The following is an 18,854-nucleotide window of genomic DNA, read 5'->3' as shown; positions in this document are numbered from 1 at the left end:
AAGTGTGCTGGCAGATGTGGACGCGAGCTGCGTATTTCAAGGGGGATGCGGTAAATTTCCTATGAAGAGTGGTGCGGTCAGGCAGATTTGAGGCGAAGGGGTACTTCGGGAAATCGAGGCATTTTGTCATCAAACCGTAGTAAGTCTTTGAAATAATGGCACATTACGCCTACATTAAATCCTAAACTTTGATTTGAAAGTGATAGTTTTGCATTGCAGCATGCTATAATCGTGGGTTATCCGAATTATCTCCAATTGAAACTCAATCATGACCAACACAACACGCGCTATTCGCAACATCGCCATTATCGCCCACGTTGACCACGGCAAAACTACGCTCGTGGATCAATTGCTGCGCCAATCAGGTACTTTCCGTGACAATCAACAAGTTGATAATCGCGTGATGGACTCCAATGATATTGAAAAGGAACGTGGTATCACGATTCTTTCCAAAAACTGTGCAGTTGAATACAAAGGTACTCACATCAATATCGTTGATACTCCAGGCCATGCTGACTTCGGTGGTGAAGTGGAACGTGTATTGTCTATGGTTGATAGCGTATTGTTGCTAGTTGACGCGCAAGAAGGTCCAATGCCACAAACGCGTTTCGTGACGCGTAAAGCTTTGGCTTTGGGTTTGAAGCCTATCGTTGTGGTGAATAAGATTGACCGTGAAAACGCGGATCCACAAAAAGCGGTGAATGCGACATTCGAATTGTTCGACAAGCTCGGCGCGACTGATGAACAGCTAGATTTCCCTATCGTTTACGCATCTGGTTTCAAAGGCTACGCTGGATTGGAAGATACAGTGCGCGAAGGAAATATGGAGCCATTGTTTGACGCCATTTTGAAACACGTTCCTGCGCGTGAAGATGATCCAAATGGCCCATTGCAGTTGCAAATTACGTCTTTGGAATACTCTTCCTACGTTGGTAAAATTGGTGTTGGCCGTATCTTGCGTGGCCGCGTCCGCGGTGGTCAAGACGTTGTTTGGATGAATGGCCCAGAAGATAAGCCAAGTAAAGCACGTATTAACCAAGTGTTGACATTTAAAGGCTTGGATCGCGTTCAAGTTGAAGAAGCCTTGGCGGGCGATATCGTGTTGATCAACGGTATTGAGGAAATTAGTATCGGTTCTACTATTTGTGCTCCCGATACGCCTGAAGGTTTGCCAATGTTGAAAATTGATGAGCCAACATTGACGATGAACTTCATGGTCAACAGCTCTCCATTGGCTGGCCGCGAAGGTAAATTCGTTACGACACGTCAAATTCGTGATCGTCTCGAACGTGAATTGAAATCCAACATGGCGTTGCGCGTAGTGCAAGCTGAGGGCGATGATTCTACATACGAAGTTTCTGGTCGCGGTGAATTGCATTTGACGATCTTGATCGAAAATATGCGTCGCGAAGGTTTCGAATTGGCTGTTTCCCGCCCACGCGTTGTGTTTAAAATGGTCGATGGCGTGCGTCACGAACCGTATGAAAATTTGACGGTCGACGTTGAAGAAACAAATCAAGGTGGCGTCATGGAAGAGCTCGGTCGTCGCCGTGGTGATTTGCAAAATATGGAACCGGACGGCAAAGGTCGTGTGCGTTTGGAGTACCGCATTCCTGCACGTGGTTTGATTGGTTTCCAAGGTGAATTCATGACCTTGACACGCGGTACAGGTTTGATGAGCCACGTGTTTGATGAATACGCACCAGTTGATAATACTAAAGGTGAGTTGGCAGGCCGTCGTAACGGCGTGTTGATTTCTCAGGATGATGGCGCAGCAGTTGCTTACGCTATCTGGAAGTTGCAAGATCGTGGCCGTATGTTCGTCGTGCACAATGATCCAGTCTACGAAGGTATGATCATTGGTATCCACTCTCGTGACAACGACTTGGTTGTGAACCCGATTAAAGGTAAGCAATTGACTAACGTCCGTTCGTCAGGTACAGATGAGGCGGTTCGTTTGGTTCCACCTATCCAAATGAGTTTGGAATATGCGGTTGAATTTATTGAAGATGACGAATTGGTAGAAGTCACACCGAAGAGTATCCGTTTGCGTAAGCGCTTCTTGAAAGAGCACGAACGTAAAAAAGCTTCTCGCGAAGCCTAATCTCGATTGAGAGTGAGGGCCACCTAAATGGCCCTCGTATAGGTTTATCAAGACCCGTTTGAACTTTGCTCAAGCGGGTTTTCGCATTTTGAATTAGGAGACGATGCATGCAGCAGGTGGCGCATCCAAGTCATAAACAAGCTTTATTCCTGATGATCATTGCACCCGCAATGTGGAGCTCAGCAGGCGTCTTGTCGCGCAAGTTGGAATCGGCGCGTGGCTTTGAGGTGAGTTTTTGGCGAAGCTTTTTTGCTGCTTTGTTCGTATTGATCGCACTTGCTGTACAACATCGTCAACGCGTGTTTGGCAAGATTCGCGCGCTTGGAAAGTACGGTGCGTTTTCAGGCCTAATGTGGGGCTCGATGTTTTCTTGTTTCATGTTGGCGATCACCATGACGACAGTGGCAAATGCCTTGATCGTAGAAAGCTTATCACCACTGTTGACAGCGATTTTCGCGTGGATATTTTTGCGGGAGAAAATACCTGCACGTACTTGGTTGGCGATATTCGTCGCTTGCATCGGTATGGTGTGGATGTTCATTGATGGTTTTTCTAAACTCGATTCTCGTGGCTTGATTGGCGTCATACTTGCCACTTGCGTACCGCTGGCAGCGTCGACTAATGTCATTATTCTCAAAAAAGGCGGACAAGACGTTGATTTGATCCCCGCGGTGTTTGTTGGCGGATTGTTGTCGGCATGCTTGATGCTACCTATGGCGTTACCATTTTCTGCTTCTGTTCACGATCTCGTGATACTCGCAACATTGGGCGTGTTTCAGCTCGGTGTGCCTTGTATGCTGATGGTGCATGCTGCGAAAGGTTTATCTGCGCCTGAATTATCTTTGCTATCACTACTCGAAGTCTTACTCGGACCTTTGTGGGTGTGGATGGCCGTCGGTGAAGAGCCCGCTCAAGCGACATTGGTCGGTGGCGCCGTTGTACTCACGGCTTTGATTTTTAATGAAATGACGGCTTTGCACTTAGAGCGTCAACAAAAAAATAAATTGGTTTGACGCGCAGGCGTCAGTTCTCATCTTTTGCTTTATTGTAGGAATACACATATGTCATCCATTGCTCAACTCAAAGCTCCGGAATTGCTGTTGCCAGCAGGTTCTTTAGAGAAAATGCACGCTGCTTTTGATTTTGGTGCGGACGCCGTCTACGCCGGTCAGCCACGTTATAGTTTGCGTGCGCGCAACAATGAATTTTCGACTTTAGATGTACTACAAAAAGGCATCGATGATGCACATGCACGCGGCAAATTGTTTTTTGTGGCGAGTAATATTTTTCCACATAATTCCAAGCTCAAGACCTATCTGAATGATATGGAACCAGTGATCTCGATGAAACCAGATGCATTGATCATGGCCGACCCTGGTTTGATTATGATGGTGCGCGAGAAGTGGCCAGAAGTGAATGTACATTTGTCTGTGCAAGCCAACGCGGTGAACTGGGCTGACGTGAAATTCTGGCAAAAAATGGGACTGACTCGTGTGATCTTGTCGCGTGAATTATCGCTCGATGAAATCGAGGAAATCAAACAACGCTGTCCAGAAATGGAAATCGAAGTGTTTGTGCATGGCGCATTATGTATTGCGTACTCTGGTCGCTGCTTATTGTCTGGCTACTTCAATCATCGCGATCCAAATCAAGGCACTTGCACCAATTCTTGCCGTTGGGATTACAAAGTCGAAAATGCGACAGAGAATGAGACTGGTGATCTGCAGCGCATTCCTGTTGAGACCATTAAGTTTGATTTCAACAAAGCACTTGAAGAAGCTAATCAAAGCTTTTCAGCGATGGGCGACATGCAGCGCCATCCTTTGGCAGAACGTCCTTACCTAATTGAAGAAGCTGGACGCCCCGGTAATTTCATGCCTATCCTTGAGGATGAGCATGGGACTTACATCATGAATTCCAAAGATCTGCGTGCGATCGAGCACGTGGAACGACTAGCAAAAATTGGTGTCGATTCGTTGAAAGTCGAAGGCCGCACAAAATCTCTATATTATGTGGCACGTACTGCTCAAACATACCGTCGTGCGATTGATGATGCAGTAGCAGGCCGTCCATTTAATGAGCGTTTAATTAGTGAGTTGGACGGCTTGGCGAATCGTGGATACACTGATGGATTCTACCAACGTCACCACACGCAAGATCACCAGAATTACATGGAAGGTGTTTCAAAGGCTCACCGCAGTCAATATGTGGGTAATGTGCTTTCGGTAGCAGATGGATGGGCTGAGGTTGAAGTTAAAAACCGTTTCTCTGTTGGTGATCGCATTGAAATCATTCATCCAAGTGGGAACGAAACAGTGACCCTGAGCGAGATTCGTAATAAGCACAATGAAGCGATTGACGTTATAGGTGGTGCCGGTCATAAGGTGAGAATTCCACTGCAAGGTAAATACGATAAAGCCTTGCTGGCACGTATGCTGTAAGAAAGAAAGTGCGGATTGGTTCCGTGCCGTTAACAGATTTGAGCCTACTTTGTATCTATCGCAAAGTAGGCTTTTTTATTTGTTACGGTACATTAAAAATTTGAATTTCGTTCTAGGCATTACTTTAAAGCTTATGAGTTACGCAAGAATGCAAAGTTGTGTGAAATATCGATTCTGATTCACGTTTCCGAATATCATCTCGTTAGAAAGCAAAAAATGCTCGAACAAAATAATATCAAATTATGCGAGCGAATCAAGTTTGGAACGGAGATGCGTAAAAGAGTAAATTGGCTGGGCGCTTTTTTTGTGCTAGCGTCGTCGTGTTTGTCGTCTGCAGAGGCCAACACATTTCAAAAATTAAATCTTTATTTTAATGAGCGTGCTCCTTATCTCGAATCAAGAGGAAATGGGCGCGTCGAAGGACTGACGGCAAGTCCTGCAAATCGCGCGCTTGAGTTAGCGAGTATTTCTTATGCCTGGAAGAAGGCGACGGCCGAACAGCAACTTGCCGTAATGAATCGCAATCAGGAGCAAGCTTGTTTAGTTGGCTGGTTTAAGCGTCCAGAACGTGAGCTGATCGGGAAATATTCGGCTCCTCTTTATGCTGGAAAACAAATGGTAGCGCTCAGTCTTGCGTCGAACCCTCGTTTGCAAGTAAAAATGAGAGTAGGGGATTTAATGAAAGATAGCCAGCTCGTGATGCTGGTGAAAGATGGTTATTCATACGGACAAATACTTGATCAACAAATCCGAAATTTTTCTCCGAAGGTAATTCCTGCAACGGGCGAGAATACGAATATGCTGAATATGTTGGTGTACAAACGCGCTGACTATTTTCTCGTCAGCGAGGAGGAGGCAAATGCCTTGATTCAGCGTTCCGATCGTTCTCCTGCTGAGTTTAGGTTGAGCTATTTTGTAGAAACAATAAAGGAAGATCCCCGCTATTTTTGGTGTACTAAACAGGTGCCGGATGCCTTAATTAGCAAGTTAAATCGCGTGCTGGAAAAATCAGTTGCCACTACCCATCAACGTGGTCGAGCATCATCAAGTTCGAACTAACTCGCCTCTGGAGGAAGTTGCGGCATAAATGCGCCACTCCGAAAGATTTGATACATGATGTAGACGGCAACAATGGAATACATAATCTTAGGTGCCCAATCTGCTAATTGCTCTCGAAATTGCGTCTGCGCTTCGTTCTCAGATTCAACGTAGCGCCAGAGCATTTCCGGTAGACAGCCGCTTTCTTCTCCGGTTCGAATTAAATCTATCACCTGCGTTTCGCCCTTGAAGGTATTTGATTCAAGGGCGGTGGATAAACTGTATCCACTCACTAAGCTTGAGGCGATTGGTGCAAAGTGGCGTCGTACTTCGGCATTCCAAATGGTATTGCATGCTAAGGGGGCTGCCTCAAACATAGCGACGCCAGCCTCCAGCAAGAGACTGAGTGATTCGTAAAACTGTCTGGCGTTATCGCGCGCGATCATTTTTCCAAAAATAGGTAACTGTAAGAGTTTGCGGTCAAACGCTATCGTATGCGGCTCCTCTTGCTGCGGCTTTTGCATAGGCCTTTGTAAGCGGCGTTTAAATAAATGAATCACCACAAAAAGCAAAATGATGGGAAGCACGATTCCCAAAATAAATTGAAAATTACTGATTTGATTGGCGACGAGAGCAGGTATCCGCAGCAAAAAAAGAGAAAGTACGAACATCAGCATTGGCAAACGCATCCGTGCTTTGAGTCGTTTTTGTAAGGTGAATTTTTCTGTATAGACCTTGGCCAAGCGTTTATAAGCGACACCTAAGCCACCAGCAGCATTTGCTGCACGTAGCAGTTCAAATTCGAAGTAATCGAACAAGCCAGCTTGATTGCCTGCATGCGCAATGTCCTTACCTTTGTTTAATAAACGTCTGCAAACAGCTACCCGCTGTGCCACTTGCTCATTTATTTTGAGATGCTGAAAACTTTGGAGGGCAGGAACACCTGCGTTCTCCATCGTCGCTAAATGATTGAAAATCAACGCACGAGTTTCGAAATCGAGCGCTTTGAAGGTTGATAGATTTGAAGATGTCCCCATGAATCAGGCAGCCTGTTCCCGAATCGCTTCGGCTAGACGTCCAAACAGGCAATCGATTTCGGCCTTCGATATGATCAATGGTGGCGACAATGCGATGATATCGCCTGTCGTGCGAATGAGGAGATCCTTCTCCCAGAAACAACGATGAAATACATCAAAAGCGCGTGTTGTCGTTTTACCGACTTGAGGTTCTAGTTCGATACCACACACCATGCCAAGGTTGCGCACATCTTTGACATGTGGGAGACCTCGCAGCTGATGGGCGGCTGCTTCAAAATAAGATGCCATGTCAGCGGCAGCTTGAAAAATATTTTCCTCACGATACACCTCGATGCTCGCGATTGCTGCAGCACAAGCTAGTGGGTGAGCAGAGTAGGTGTAGCCATGGAAGAATTCGATGGCATCCGGCGGCGCGGCTTGCATAAAGCTATCGTAAATCGACGTATTACAAACCACTGCGCCCATAGGAACTGCGGCATTCGTTAAGCCTTTCGCCAACACGATCATGTCTGGTTTGATGTCAAAATAGTCTGCAGCAAATGCGGAACCTAATCGGCCAAAACCGGTGATGACTTCGTCGAAGATTAAAAGGATGCCGTGTTTGCTACAAATCTCGCGAATCTTCTGTAGGTATCCGCGTGGAGGAATAATCACGCCCGTTGAGCCTTGTATCGGTTCGACTATCAAGGCAGCAATCGTCGATGGATCGTGCAAGGCCAGTAAGCGTTGTTCAAATTCATTCGCTAATTCTGCGCCATGTTGAGGCAATCCTTTACTGAAAGCGTTGCGATCGATATCCAAAGGATGTTTGAGATGATCCACTCCAGCCAAGCCTGGCCCGAACTGTTTGCGGTTTCCAGCAATACCGCCGACCGAGATTCCACCAAAGCCGACGCCATGGTATCCACGCTCGCGGCCGATCAAGCGATGACGCCCCGCGTCGCCACGAACGCGATGGTATGCAAGCGCCATTTTCAGTGCCGTATCGACACCTTCCGAACCATCGTTGCAAAAAAATATGCGATCTAATCCTTTTGGAGTGATCCCGGCTAAGGCTGTCGCAGCTTCAAAGGCCAGTGGGTGCGCCATTTGAAAGGTGGGGGCGAAATCAAGTGTGGCCGCTTGGCGTTGAATTGCATCGACGATCTTTGGATGATTATGTCCGGCATTCACACACCATAGCCCTGCGGTTCCGTCTAAAATTTGTCTATCATCTTCGCTCGTGAAATACATGCCTTTGGCTGCCTTGATGAGTCTTGGTTGGCTCTTAAATTGGCGATTGGCTGTGAAAGGCATCCACAAATGTTCGAATTGTTGTTTGGACATGATGCTGATTCCTCTGGCATTCAAATAATTCTCTGATATCTAAGCATAAACGAATTGACCTCGTTGATGAACCGAAATTTGCTTTGTAGACAAGGAGTTTTGAATGTATTTCTTAAGAAATCGTATGTTGCCTAGATGATGGAAGGGACTTCAACTCGCAAGCCTTTGCCGCTAAAGGTACAATGGCGGCTAATTTTTACTGTAGGCAGATTATTGTGAGCTCAGTTGTTTTACCCTCCCGTCGCTTATCCGTTGCGCCCATGATGGATTGGACCGATAGGCATTGCCGTGTCTTTCACCGCTATATCACCCGCCATACTTGGCTCTACACCGAAATGGTAACGACGGGAGCGATCATTCATGGTGACTTAGCTCGGCATCTAGATTTCAATGAAATCGAACATCCAATCGCCTTGCAGTTAGGCGGAAGTGAGCCTGCTGATTTGGCGATTGCTGCCAAGCGTGGCCAAGAGTGGGGCTATGACGAGATTAATCTTAATTGCGGCTGTCCCTCAGAGCGTGTACAAAAAGGCGCGTTTGGAGCCTGTTTGATGGCTGAGCCAGCTTTGGTCGCAGATTGCGTCAAGGCGATGCGCGACGTTGTCGATATTGACGTGACGGTGAAGCACCGAATCGGTATCGATGACGTGGATTCATACAGTTTTGTGCGTGACTTCGTCGGACAAATCGCCGACGCTGGCTGCAAAACGTTTGTGGTTCATGCCCGTAACGCGATTCTTAAAGGCTTGTCACCAAAAGAAAACCGCGAGGTACCACCGCTGAAGTATGAATACGCGTATCAACTAAAACGCGATTTCCCACAGTTGGAAATTTTGATCAACGGTGGCATTAAAACCATCGCAGAGATCGATCTTCATTTGCAACATTGCGATGGTGTGATGCTGGGTCGAGAGGCGTATCATAATCCTTATCTGATGAGCAGCTTTGATGCGCGTTATTACGGGGATGCTAGTCCTGCCAAGAGCCGTGAAGAAGTTTTGCATGCGATGATTCCTTACATACAGGAGCAGCTGACGAAGTTTGGCGCAAACGGTAAAGGATTAAAGCTGAATAGCATTACACGTCATATGCTGGGGCTGACGTTTGGCTTGGTCGGTGCACGTGGTTTTAGACAACTATTATCCGATTCCAAAAAACTCGCCAATGCCGATGCGAAGCTTTTGCTGGAAGCGTGGGCTTGTGTACAGCAATATCAAACAAATTAAGTGCGTTGGTTTTAAAAGATGTTTGTTTTCTCAATTCAAGAAAGTGAATGTAAATGAAAAAGATGATGATGTCGTTCGGTGTAGCTGGCGTATTAGGAATCGTTATGATGTCGCAGGCGATGGCCCAGATTAATGTCAAGAATGCCTGGGTCCGCGCCACAGTTGGACCGCAGAAAACGACAGGTGCTTTTTTGCAGATTGAAACCAAGACTGAAGTGAGTCTCGTCAAAGTTGAAAGTAAAGCTGCGGGTATGATCGAAATTCATGAAATGCAAATGGATGGCGGAGTCATGAAAATGCGCGAAGTCGATAAAGTAATTTGCCCAGCCGGAAAAGTAACCGAGCTTAGCCCGGGTGGTTTTCATATCATGCTGATGAACCTCAAAAAGCAAGCGAAAGAAGGGGATCAAATCGCATTAATACTTAGTTTTGAAGATCGTCAAGGGAAGAGGCAAGTGGTTTCAGTAAATGCTACCGTAAAAAGCATGGCGGCTAGTTCAACAGCAATGACGATGCACTGATCTCTAAAGGTATGTATCGATGAACTGAAATTCGTAAGTAATTGTAATAATTTGAGGTGCTTTGAATTTCTGGATTTATAGTGAAGATGTTTTCATTGTATGTCCTGTGCCCTTGTAGGGAACTCAACCCGTAGCTTTTCTGCTATGGGTTTTTTTTTGAGATTTCGAAGTTGAAAAAAGTAATCACGAGGAAAACATTTGCCAGATTCATCAAACTCTCGTATAATGCGAGGCTCACTTGGCGGTTGTTTTGTTAAGTGTACCAATGGTGGTCGTAGCTCAGTTGGTAGAGTCCAGGATTGTGATTCCTGTTGTCGTGGGTTCGAGCCCCATCGTCCACCCCAAAATTCAATAAAAAAGCCTGCTTTCGAGCGGGCTTTTTTATTTTTTGCTCAGTAAGCGTGATGAAAAGAATTATTTGGAGAATAAAAAAAGGCGCCCATCAAGGCGCCTTTCTGTATTATGCAATTTGCACTTTAAGGAAGTGCAACTTCATTATTGATACTGAATTGATAATCGCGGAACACATGTTCTGCGCTCAACAACTCGTAGGTGCCATCGGGCAGCTGACGTGTCGTGTCTTTTAAACGGTAGGTTGTTTGGCCGCAAGTCCAGCATTTGAAATTGCGCATATGCGTGCAAAGACAAGTTTTGTCCATGACTTTGAAGTCTTTGTTACCAGGATTAGCTTCAACTTCGCGGTTGTAAGCATCGATGTATGAGCAGCCGCCATTGCCATCAAGTAGGTAGCCATATGCCTCGCAACCTGGGCGAATATTCGAGCCGATCGCTGGCGTATTGCTCAGCATGCGCATTGGGTAGCCAGTTGGAGAAATTGTATTAACAATGATCTCTTCTTCTTTAGCCTTGAAGTAATCTTGTTTGACATCGTCTGGCAAGCCGCATTCTTTGGTGATGGTGAAGCGCGTAGCAACTTGTACTCCGCCTGCACCAGCTTCAAGGAAAGAAACTGCGTCGCTGCCGGTGAAGATGCCACCAGCTGCAATTACAGGAATGTCTAAGTTCTCATCTTTGAGATATTGCAATACTTCAGCGACGATCGTGTGCAAATCGTACTTGGCCCAATCAAGACCGAAACCGAGATGTCCACCAGCCAATGGACCTTCAACGATTACATAGTCAGGCAAGCGATTAAGCTTGGCGTTCTTGCGAAGGAATAATTGTAGCGCTCGGACTGAGGATACGATGATGCCGAGTTTGGCATCGCGGAAACGTGGGTGGTCTTCCATTAAACCGAAAGAACCAAGGTGTAACCCGGCGCTCAAAGTAATGCCGTCGATACCAGCGTCTAAAGCCGATGCTAAGCGCACGCGCAAAGTGTCGCGTGGGCCATTCATCGTCAATTTTTCCATGCAATTGACGAAAATCATACCGTCGCCTTGCTTGGCTTCCATGGTTTTGCCGACATGTAGTTTTGTCGCTTGCGCCAACAATTCCAAGTCGAATTTCACATCAGTTTTGTCGGAATTGTTAATGTTGTATTTGTATTGCTTCGTTTTCTCTTTGACAAAGCTGGTGTCAAAGCGACGATCAGAAACATCATGCACCAAGGCATCTGAAATATGACCAACACCGCCCAAACGTGCGGCCACTAAGGCCAATTCTGCGGTTGAAATATCCACGCCCATGCCGCCAATCATAATTGGCACTAGTTCATGTTTGCCTAGGCGCAGGCGAAAATCATCTACACGTTTCATTGTTTTCCTTGGACTACTTAGATCTCTAAATTGTTTTCGCTGCAATAGACCAGATAACTTATCCAAAGTTCATCTAATCAGAAGACAATTACTTATCTTCTACATCATGTATTCTTCCGTTGAACCTTCTGCTGGGTCTTGAGAGTCCGATTTTTGATCTTATTTTAGAACTCGATTTCTAACTTTTTTGGCGAGTCTTGTGCTAGGGCCAATTGAGCAAAATTTTCTACAGGCGCAATTCTACCTCAGGTGGTCTTTTTTGGGCTTGTCATGATTGAAAAACTGGTATTTCGTAGGGTTTTATAGGGAAATCTTTAATGCAGATCAGTTTTGTAGAGGAAAAATCGAGCGATACGGCCAATTCGTGCTCTGATACAATGACGGTCTTTCTACAGAATGTGTTCTTCATTCTCGTCACATTAATCAAAACAAATTAATCAGAAATATCTAAGACTATGCAAATATCAATGAACTCAGTCGTAAGCTTGAACTACGAAATGTTTGACGCTTCTGGTGTCATGATCGACAAGAATCACGATCCTATCGTCTATTTGCATGGTGGCTATGACAATATTTTGCCAGCGGTTGAGGCGGCATTGGACGGTCAAGAAGTCGGCAAAACAATTTCCGTGACAATGGATCCGGACGATGCATTCGGCGAAGTTGACCCAAGTTTGGTGCACGAGGAAGATGTTGGGTTGTTTCCACCAGATTTGGAAATCGGCATGATGTTTGAAACGCGCGATCCAGAGACGGGCGAGTCTGCACAATTTCGTGTAACGGCGATCGATGCCGGTAAAGTGACAGTGGACGGCAATCACCCTTTGGCTGGCATGCAAGTGCGTTTCGAAGCGCATGTATTGGATGTGCGCCCAGCAACGGAAGAAGAAATCGCGCATGGTCACGTGCATGGCGCAGGCGGGCATCATCACGAGTAGTCCAGATTTCCGATCGATCATAGACGTTTCTATGGTCGATCGAGAGCGAAGTTAGTTCGTATCGCTTGTGTTTAATAGGAGTAGCATTCCTCATGCAGGATCATTATTTTGTTCTGGGTGTGGCGACGAATGCCTCACTGGCCGACATCAAAAAAGCCTATCGGGTCAAGGCGGCGGAATTTCATCCAGATCGCAACAGCTCCGAATTAGCTCCAATGAAGTTCCATGCCGTGAAAGAGGCCTACGATGTCTTGTCGGATGAGTCGGCTCGTTCCGCTTACGATGAAAATCGTCGTCGTAATCTTTTAGAGTCACCGATAGAGACCGCCACTGAAATTTGGCAGAATTATTTAACAGGAGTATTGCAGTGAAGTTTTCGCGTTATTTTCAAGAATTGATGTTGGTCTATAAAGCAGAGTTGGACGATTTGCGTACCGATTCTGAAGGCAAGGACGTCATGCGTCATCGTTTGAAAGAAAAGCGCGAGCAGCTGCCATTTCTACTTCCGATGATGGGAGAAAATCCCGAAATGTTGGTCACCGCCTTTCATGGTGCTTTCCTTTTCATGAACCCCTTGGTCTTTGAAAACTTGGCATCAAAAGAAGGTAACAAGCTACCAAGCTGGAAAAGCTTAGCTGCTGCAGTCAAGTTGGAGCCGTGGGCAGATAAGTTGGCAAAATTAGTGTTGGCGGAAGAAGAGGGGGATCGTTTCTTAGTCACTGCTGCTTGTTTGGAATACCTGAGTCGCAGCCACCATACGCGCGCGAATGCGGTTGCAGAGCAAGACGACAACGAAGATCAAGATGAGCAAGATGAATCGCATGAAGATAGTGATCTCGATGGAAATTACGGTCGCCACGGACGTGATGATGGGGATGATGGCGACGATGTAGATCTCGAAGAGGCAGGCGCTGATTGGTTGGCAGAGCAAGGCTTTGACCGCAAAGATTAAGCGGCCCTTTACATTATTTTAAAAAGGATATTTATGCATTATCCAGCATTGATAGAAGCACAAAGTTTAGTAAAGGCTGGCGATATCGCCGGTGCTGAACATGCATTGGCTACTTTGGCTGAAACAGAAGGCGATCAAGCTTTGGTGGCAGCATTGGATGAATTCCCGGCAAAGGATTTGCTGGCCATTATTCGTGAATATGATGCGTCCAAAGAATCGTTAGTGAATTTGTTAGTGACCCCCGAACAATTTGCGCAGGCCGTAGTTTTGGAAAAACGCTACAAAGATCTCACGCATGAGCAGCTGCGCGGGATGATCAATTCCGTAATTTTCCGTGATGGCGCAGACGCAGCGGAATTTTTGTATGAGATTGCAGAGGTCGAAGGTGGTTATGATTCTTTGGCTGATTATCTACAAGACCGTACGCAAATGGTAGAGCACTTCTATCGTTATGCGACGTTTGATTTGTATGAGTACGGTGATGAATCGAAAACACAAGCGATTGATGATGATCTCTTGAGCCTCACCAGCGATACAGAAACGCGTGCCTCTTCCATGGATAGGGCAAGTGTAGAAGACCACGATTGGATGGAAGTCACTTACATTCTACGCTACGAATTGCCTGAGATTTTCCGTGAAGTGTTGATGAAATTACGCGCACGCTATCAAGTGTATCTGCGTAATTTGCAAAATGACGAGTTCGCTGAAGGTCAAGTTAGCGAAGAGGAAGAGGATGATGAAGTCGCGCCGAATAAAAAGAATAACGACGATGGCGATGACGATGACGAAGAGTCTGCATTGTAATTTTCGAATTTAGACCGCAATGACAGAAAAACGCATGTACAGCGAGCAGGCGATTGCACTCTATGACGATAGACCGTTCTTTGAAACGGCTTTACGTCATGGTGTGCGTAATGCCATCTTAACCAAGGCTAAATTAGAGACAATCGCCAGTGAAGCGCCGAAAGGTTTGGTACAAATTGCTGAAGCTTTTGGTAGCAAATATCTGCGTCCGGAGATTGAGCTGGCGCGAAAGCGCATTGTCAACTTAGCGAGTTTGTATTTGCTAGAAACGTCCCAAGGTGATCTGGATATTGCTGCAAAACTGATTCGTGATAATACTTTCTTGACGCTCTCTCGTGGTGGTTCGGGCTTGCTCAAAGCTTTGTTTGCATTGCCTGAATATGCGCTACTTGGGCGAGAACAAAAAGGCCGCGTCGAAGAGTTTTTGGAAGTCTGGTCACTCAAGGATAAGCCACAAGAATATCGTAATTTGCTTGCTTATCGTCAGATCAATGCCCTTGAAATAGAAGCGGGTTTTTGGTTTGGCCACAGCATGGATTTGACGCAAACGGAATTGCAAGAAGAGGATGTTGAGGCTTGTGCCGTGGTTCGTACGGCTATCTTGAAACGTTTGGTTGGCGAGCCTGATTCTCCAATTGAGAACCAAGTTGAGTTTGCAACGCTAATCGAGAGTTTGCGCAAGAAGCCGAAAGCGAAAGAAAAGAAATCACCTGTATTTGATGTTGAGTTAGGGCGTCAAATCATTCTTGATGGTGATATTCCTGGAAAGTTTCACGAGCTCAGTCTGCACATCCTTGAAGAAATGCAATTGCGTGATTTTCCTTTGATCGCAGATGCTAAGAATTCGTTGGATAAGTTAGTGTTCGAATTGAAAGAGCGCTATTTTATTTGCGCTCATGAGATGGAAGATACCTCGGAGTATGACGCTTTGGTGTCGAAGGAGTGGGCAAAACTAACGAAGGGTAAGACTGACGTAGATTCGCTCTTGACATTGTTTTTGTGCATCGCTGCTGAGATGCCCGCGAAGACTAGCATCCCAGAGAAGACGGCAAAGTCGATTGTGAAAAAAGTACGTGAACAAGGCTTGGATCATGAGCGTACTGTCGAGTGGATTAAAAACACAGCACCGCATGAAAAACAGGAAGGTTTGTTAGAAGATTGGAGTGCTTTCGTTGAAGAGGCCAATAACTATTTACTTGATGATTGGGATACTAATTACTCAGGTGCTCTGCGTTTCCTGAGTGAGAATTGTCACATTGTTAAAGCTGCATCCAAGGCGAAAACTTAGATTTGTAAAACCGAATGTGAAAGAAAAAATGCCGCTGCAAAATAAATATTTGCAGCGGCATTTTTTTTAGATTCCCAAGCTCGATCAAACTTTGATTGTGTTTTGGTCGTGCCTAAAGAGTCTTTACCAACCAGCTGTCAGCGTGTATTTGCCGCTGGTAGCGCCCGTGCCGCCAGCATAGTAAATCACTTTTGCATAAACGACTTTTGCCGTTGTTCCTGTATTGGCACTGGTGATGGTATCTGTTGCGCCAGTGCCATTTGTGCTGGAACTAACTTTGGTGCCTGAACTGCTATACAACTCAAGATCGTAGTCTGAAGTTGCATTTGGTTTCAAAGTTAAGGTCAAAGTCTTGCCTGCAGGGGTGCTCACTTTGAAGTAATCAACATCAGTGCTTGCGCTCATCGTGGCATTGACCAAGGTATTGGCCGTTGCGATATTGTTCGCAGTTGCTGTTGTGTTGTTACTTTCAGTTTCGCTAATCGTCGTTCCTGGAGGTGTAACTGTCGTTAGAATATTCTGTGCTTCGAACTTAGCCTTAAATGTATTGGCATATGTCGGGTCAGAAGGGAAGAGTGTATTCGCTGCATTGACGATCGCGCTAGCCATCGCCGGCATCTTCACATTCGCACCCAAGCCGAAATGCGCTTCGAGAATAATTTTGTCGACGTTTTCACGGGTTTTGCCAGCTGCAACGAGTGATACCAATGATTGGAACAAGGGCGCAGACCATAATTCATCTGATTGGAAAGTGACGCCACCTTCTGTGACTGAGGTGTGTGCTCCGTAGGATTTTGTGCTGTTGTATTTGGCATCGGTACGATTCAACATACGGCCTGCCCAACACGCGCCATGCCCATCCCAACTAAATGCCCATTCTGGATGATAGGTTTTTCCATTTGGTGTGCTGTATGAATAGGAAGCCGCCCAGTAGTCGCCAAAACCTTCACCCATCGCGCCAGTGTCGCCGCCGCTCCAGCTGGAGTTGATGTTGGCTTGAATGCCGTGGCCGTATTCATGCAAGATGACGTCGGCATCTTCGGAATCGTTCACACAACCATGACCAAAGGCGAGGTAGTCGCTAGCGCCACCACTATAGTGAGAGTTGTCATCGCCGTTAACGCCATCTGTATCGACATTCAATGGGCGATTAATGATGGATTTGGTTCCTGTGAATCCAAGTGACTGAATGTAGCGTTGATTTTGGTCGATATGGAAATACACATTGGTGTCATCAAATGCATTATTTCCACGCTTCGCTGTCCACACACCATTGCTTGTTGTGCTCGGTGCTGTATTTGGCGCTTCGATATTGGTAATGTTGACGTAGGGGCCACTCAGTTTGTAGACACCAGAAGTGACGGTTAGATCTTTTAAAGTCTTTGTTGAGTATGCCGCGTCGAATGCAGATGCAGCGGAAGTATCAGTCAGTGCGTCGGTGTTTAGTGCAGTACGTGGATCAGGGTCAAACACTAAACCTGAACCATTGATTCCTGATGCGACCGTTGCTAAAGCTGTCAGCGAATTGGTGGTGCTTGCTGCTGTTGTTAAACCCTTTGCAGCGAGATCTTTCATCGCTTGTTGGCGATCCAAAGTCGGTGCGAATGAGTTGGCGCGTGCCTCGAGGCTACGGTCTGTATTCTTGCCTACGCGTGGGAGAGAAGTTGAATAGTAGTCCAACATATCGCCTGTATGGGCATTCAAGTACTGAACATAACCACCCGTTGGCATCTGTGCTGCGATGCTGACTTTGTGTGCAAGTTGAACGCCATCTTTCGTTGGCACCCATACTAGATCAGTCTTCGGGGAACTCACCAATGCATGTTGAACTTTCATGTTGTTCCATGCTTGGTCTAAAGCTTTTTCTGTATCTTGTCGCTTCTGTACATAGAGTTGATTGACTGCATTCGCGTCCATCTTTGCGGAGATATGTTTTGTTTCGTTGTAGATCTTTTGAACTTCCCCAGTTTTGCTGATGGAAACAATAATCTCAGCGCGATCAACAGGGTAGCCGCGCAGCATTTGTTGGTAGTAATAGTGCTTACCAGTTAATGAGTCTTGAACACGTGTAAGTACGAGATTACTCAAGTCGCTCGGTAGACCAAAGCGTGACGCATGTTGGCGCAGTACTTCTTGTGGATTGCTTGCTTTATAGCCGCTGAAAAACGTGATGTTGTCCGCATCGCTGCTATTGGCTGCTTGAACATTACCGACAAAAGCGATGGCAAGCATTGAAGCGATTACAGTTTTTACTGGATACTTCATTATTTCTCTCCCTAGTTTAAGTGTGATTTACGTTAGTGTTGACTCTTCATGGTCTTGTATTTCGACTAACGTGAAAACTAGTATAGGAGTTAATTATGTCCGAGAATAGTCGTCATTTATCGAAAAAAACAACAAATTTGACTATGTTTTGACGTTCAAAAAATGCAATTTGTATTGCATGATTTCTTATTGGAAAGTTATGTAAATTCTTTATGTAACTGTGAAAAGGTATTGAAATTTTTCGGTCAAAACATGAAGACAATGGTGTTTTTTTTGACTTTAAGGATGGACCGTGCTTCGAAAGCAATTAAAGAAATAAAATCCGTTAGTAAGAACTTAGTTTGCCGTGAATTCGTTTGTTGGAGGGGCATTTCAGATCGCAATAGTCGCGATCTGAGATGCTGTGTCGGAGTTCTGATGTCTATTCTTGCTCGATTTACGCGAGAAACAAGAAGACAGTTGGTTTTTTATGAAAGTCGGGTGCTTTGTTTTGTTGTAAGCGTTTTTTCCAATCCGCTGCAGATGCTGTAGAAATGGTCTCTGTATCGAGACTGAGATCGGTTGCCACGCAAATCGATGTTTGTGCTTGGCATGAGTTTGATAGGGCTTCGAGCATTCCGATATTGCGGTATGGCGTTTCGATAAAGAGTTGAGTTTGTTTATCTTTACGCGACCTATCTTCTAGCTCCTTGATCCGTTTTGTTCTTGCAGCAGCGTCTGTGGGGAGGTATCCATTGAATGCAAAACTTTGGCCATTTAAGCCACTTCCCATAAGGCCAAGTAGTAGTGATGAAGGGCCAACTAGTGGCCTCACTTTAATGTTTTTTTGATGAGCAAGTCGGACAAGGTTGGCACCGGGGTCTGCCACTGCGGGAACCCCCGCTTCTGAGATAAGACCAACGTCATTTCCAGCCAACAGTGGTTCAATCAAGCTGTGAAGCGCTTCGGTTGGGGTGTTTATATTGAGCTCGGAAATCTTGAGCTCCTGAAGTGGCTTGCTTAAAGGGTGGTGTTGATTGAGTATTTTTAAAAATGCACGAGTCGTTTTCGCGTTTTCTGCCACAAAGTGGTTCAGCTGCGATGTCATTTGCTGAACAGTTTCAGGAATAATATGCGCTAAAGGATTGCTCGATTCAGTATCTTGTCCAAGTGTGTTTGGAATGAGGTAAAGCGTGCCTGTCATTGAATTCAACTCT

The 18,854-nt window shown here is 45.8% G+C and carries 16 protein-coding genes and 1 tRNA gene; 12 read left to right on the top strand and 5 right to left on the bottom strand.

What is annotated here, in order from left to right; all coding sequences use genetic code 11:
- Positions 1-268 precede the first annotated feature (268 nt).
- The 4 genes from typA to H8K36_RS01835 all read left to right on the top strand — a co-directional run bounded on the left by typA (position 269) and on the right by H8K36_RS01835 (position 5,604).
- Positions 269-2,104 (top strand): translational GTPase TypA, encoded by a 1,836-nt coding sequence (typA, locus tag H8K36_RS01850; protein WP_186915356.1) that lies wholly within the window; start codon positions 269-271, stop codon positions 2,102-2,104.
- A gap of 107 nt (positions 2,105-2,211) precedes the next feature.
- Entirely contained in the window at positions 2,212-3,117 is a 906-nt protein-coding gene (locus tag H8K36_RS01845; RefSeq protein WP_222611097.1) for a DMT family transporter, read from the top strand.
- A 48-nt stretch (positions 3,118-3,165) separates the two neighbouring features.
- Positions 3,166-4,545 (top strand): prephenate-dependent tRNA uridine(34) hydroxylase TrhP, encoded by a 1,380-nt coding sequence (gene trhP / locus H8K36_RS01840; protein WP_186915357.1) that lies wholly within the window; start codon positions 3,166-3,168, stop codon positions 4,543-4,545.
- A 216-nt stretch (positions 4,546-4,761) separates the two neighbouring features.
- On the top strand, positions 4,762-5,604 hold the full coding sequence (locus H8K36_RS01835; protein ID WP_186915358.1) for a transporter substrate-binding domain-containing protein: 843 nt from the start codon (positions 4,762-4,764) through the stop codon (positions 5,602-5,604).
- Here H8K36_RS01835 and H8K36_RS01830 read toward each other — a convergent pair.
- Both H8K36_RS01830 and aptA read right to left on the bottom strand, forming a co-directional pair.
- Positions 5,601-6,620: a type II secretion system F family protein gene (locus H8K36_RS01830; protein WP_186915359.1), complete on the bottom strand. Its 1,020-nt coding sequence runs from the start codon at positions 6,618-6,620 to the stop codon at positions 5,601-5,603. The two genes, H8K36_RS01835 and H8K36_RS01830, sit on opposite strands and share 4 nt — an antisense overlap.
- Positions 6,621-6,623: 3 nt before the next feature.
- Positions 6,624-7,946 (bottom strand): omega-aminotransferase AptA, encoded by a 1,323-nt coding sequence (gene aptA / locus H8K36_RS01825; RefSeq protein ID WP_186915360.1) that lies wholly within the window; start codon positions 7,944-7,946, stop codon positions 6,624-6,626.
- Positions 7,947-8,128: 182 nt separating this feature from the next.
- Between aptA and dusA the strand changes: the two genes are divergently transcribed.
- The 3 genes from dusA (at position 8,129) to H8K36_RS01810 (ending at position 10,037) form a co-directional block, all read left to right on the top strand.
- Positions 8,129-9,172 (top strand): tRNA dihydrouridine(20/20a) synthase DusA, encoded by a 1,044-nt coding sequence (gene dusA / locus H8K36_RS01820; protein ID WP_186915361.1) that lies wholly within the window; start codon positions 8,129-8,131, stop codon positions 9,170-9,172.
- A 53-nt stretch (positions 9,173-9,225) separates the two neighbouring features.
- Complete coding sequence (locus H8K36_RS01815) at positions 9,226-9,693, top strand: copper chaperone PCu(A)C (protein ID WP_230404269.1); 468 nt, start codon at positions 9,226-9,228, stop codon at positions 9,691-9,693.
- Positions 9,694-9,961: 268 nt separating this feature from the next.
- Positions 9,962-10,037 (top strand) — tRNA-His (locus H8K36_RS01810).
- Between the two features lie 132 nt (positions 10,038-10,169).
- Here H8K36_RS01810 and H8K36_RS01805 read toward each other — a convergent pair.
- Positions 10,170-11,411, bottom strand: coding sequence for a nitronate monooxygenase (locus tag H8K36_RS01805; RefSeq protein ID WP_186915362.1), 1,242 nt, complete (start codon positions 11,409-11,411; stop codon positions 10,170-10,172).
- A 467-nt stretch (positions 11,412-11,878) separates the two neighbouring features.
- On the opposite strand from H8K36_RS01805, the gene H8K36_RS01800 reads away from it, so the two are divergent.
- The 5 genes from H8K36_RS01800 to H8K36_RS01780 all read left to right on the top strand — a co-directional run bounded on the left by H8K36_RS01800 (position 11,879) and on the right by H8K36_RS01780 (position 15,393).
- Positions 11,879-12,349 carry an FKBP-type peptidyl-prolyl cis-trans isomerase gene (locus H8K36_RS01800; RefSeq protein ID WP_329604197.1) on the top strand — a complete coding sequence of 157 codons (471 nt, stop codon included), beginning with the start codon at positions 11,879-11,881 and terminating at the stop codon, positions 12,347-12,349.
- 92 nt (positions 12,350-12,441) lie between these two features.
- Positions 12,442-12,720 carry a DnaJ domain-containing protein gene (locus H8K36_RS01795; protein ID WP_186915364.1) on the top strand — a complete coding sequence of 93 codons (279 nt, stop codon included), beginning with the start codon at positions 12,442-12,444 and terminating at the stop codon, positions 12,718-12,720.
- Positions 12,717-13,301 (top strand): hypothetical protein, encoded by a 585-nt coding sequence (locus tag H8K36_RS01790; RefSeq protein ID WP_186915365.1) that lies wholly within the window; start codon positions 12,717-12,719, stop codon positions 13,299-13,301. Before H8K36_RS01795 ends, H8K36_RS01790 begins: the two co-directional genes overlap by 4 nt.
- Positions 13,302-13,334: 33 nt before the next feature.
- Entirely contained in the window at positions 13,335-14,105 is a 771-nt protein-coding gene (locus tag H8K36_RS01785) for a hypothetical protein (protein WP_186915366.1), read from the top strand.
- 19 nt (positions 14,106-14,124) lie between these two features.
- On the top strand, positions 14,125-15,393 hold the full coding sequence (locus H8K36_RS01780) for a hypothetical protein (RefSeq protein WP_186915367.1): 1,269 nt from the start codon (positions 14,125-14,127) through the stop codon (positions 15,391-15,393).
- A gap of 123 nt (positions 15,394-15,516) precedes the next feature.
- Here H8K36_RS01780 and H8K36_RS01775 read toward each other — a convergent pair whose 3' ends face one another.
- Both H8K36_RS01775 and H8K36_RS01770 read right to left on the bottom strand, forming a co-directional pair.
- Positions 15,517-17,658 carry a hypothetical protein gene (locus H8K36_RS01775; protein WP_186915368.1) on the bottom strand — a complete coding sequence of 714 codons (2,142 nt, stop codon included), beginning with the start codon at positions 17,656-17,658 and terminating at the stop codon, positions 15,517-15,519.
- 436 nt (positions 17,659-18,094) lie between these two features.
- Positions 18,095-18,841 carry an SAM-dependent methyltransferase gene (locus H8K36_RS01770; protein WP_186915369.1) on the bottom strand — a complete coding sequence of 249 codons (747 nt, stop codon included), beginning with the start codon at positions 18,839-18,841 and terminating at the stop codon, positions 18,095-18,097.
- Positions 18,842-18,854 lie beyond the last annotated feature (13 nt).

The sequence above is a fragment of the Affinundibacterium nitidum genome, from assembly GCF_014284155.1.
GTDB classification, from domain to species: Bacteria; Pseudomonadota; Gammaproteobacteria; order Burkholderiales; family Burkholderiaceae_D; genus Undibacterium; species Undibacterium nitidum.
The sequence above is the reverse complement of the archived record's forward strand: the minus strand, read 5'-3'. Positions and strand labels throughout refer to the sequence as shown.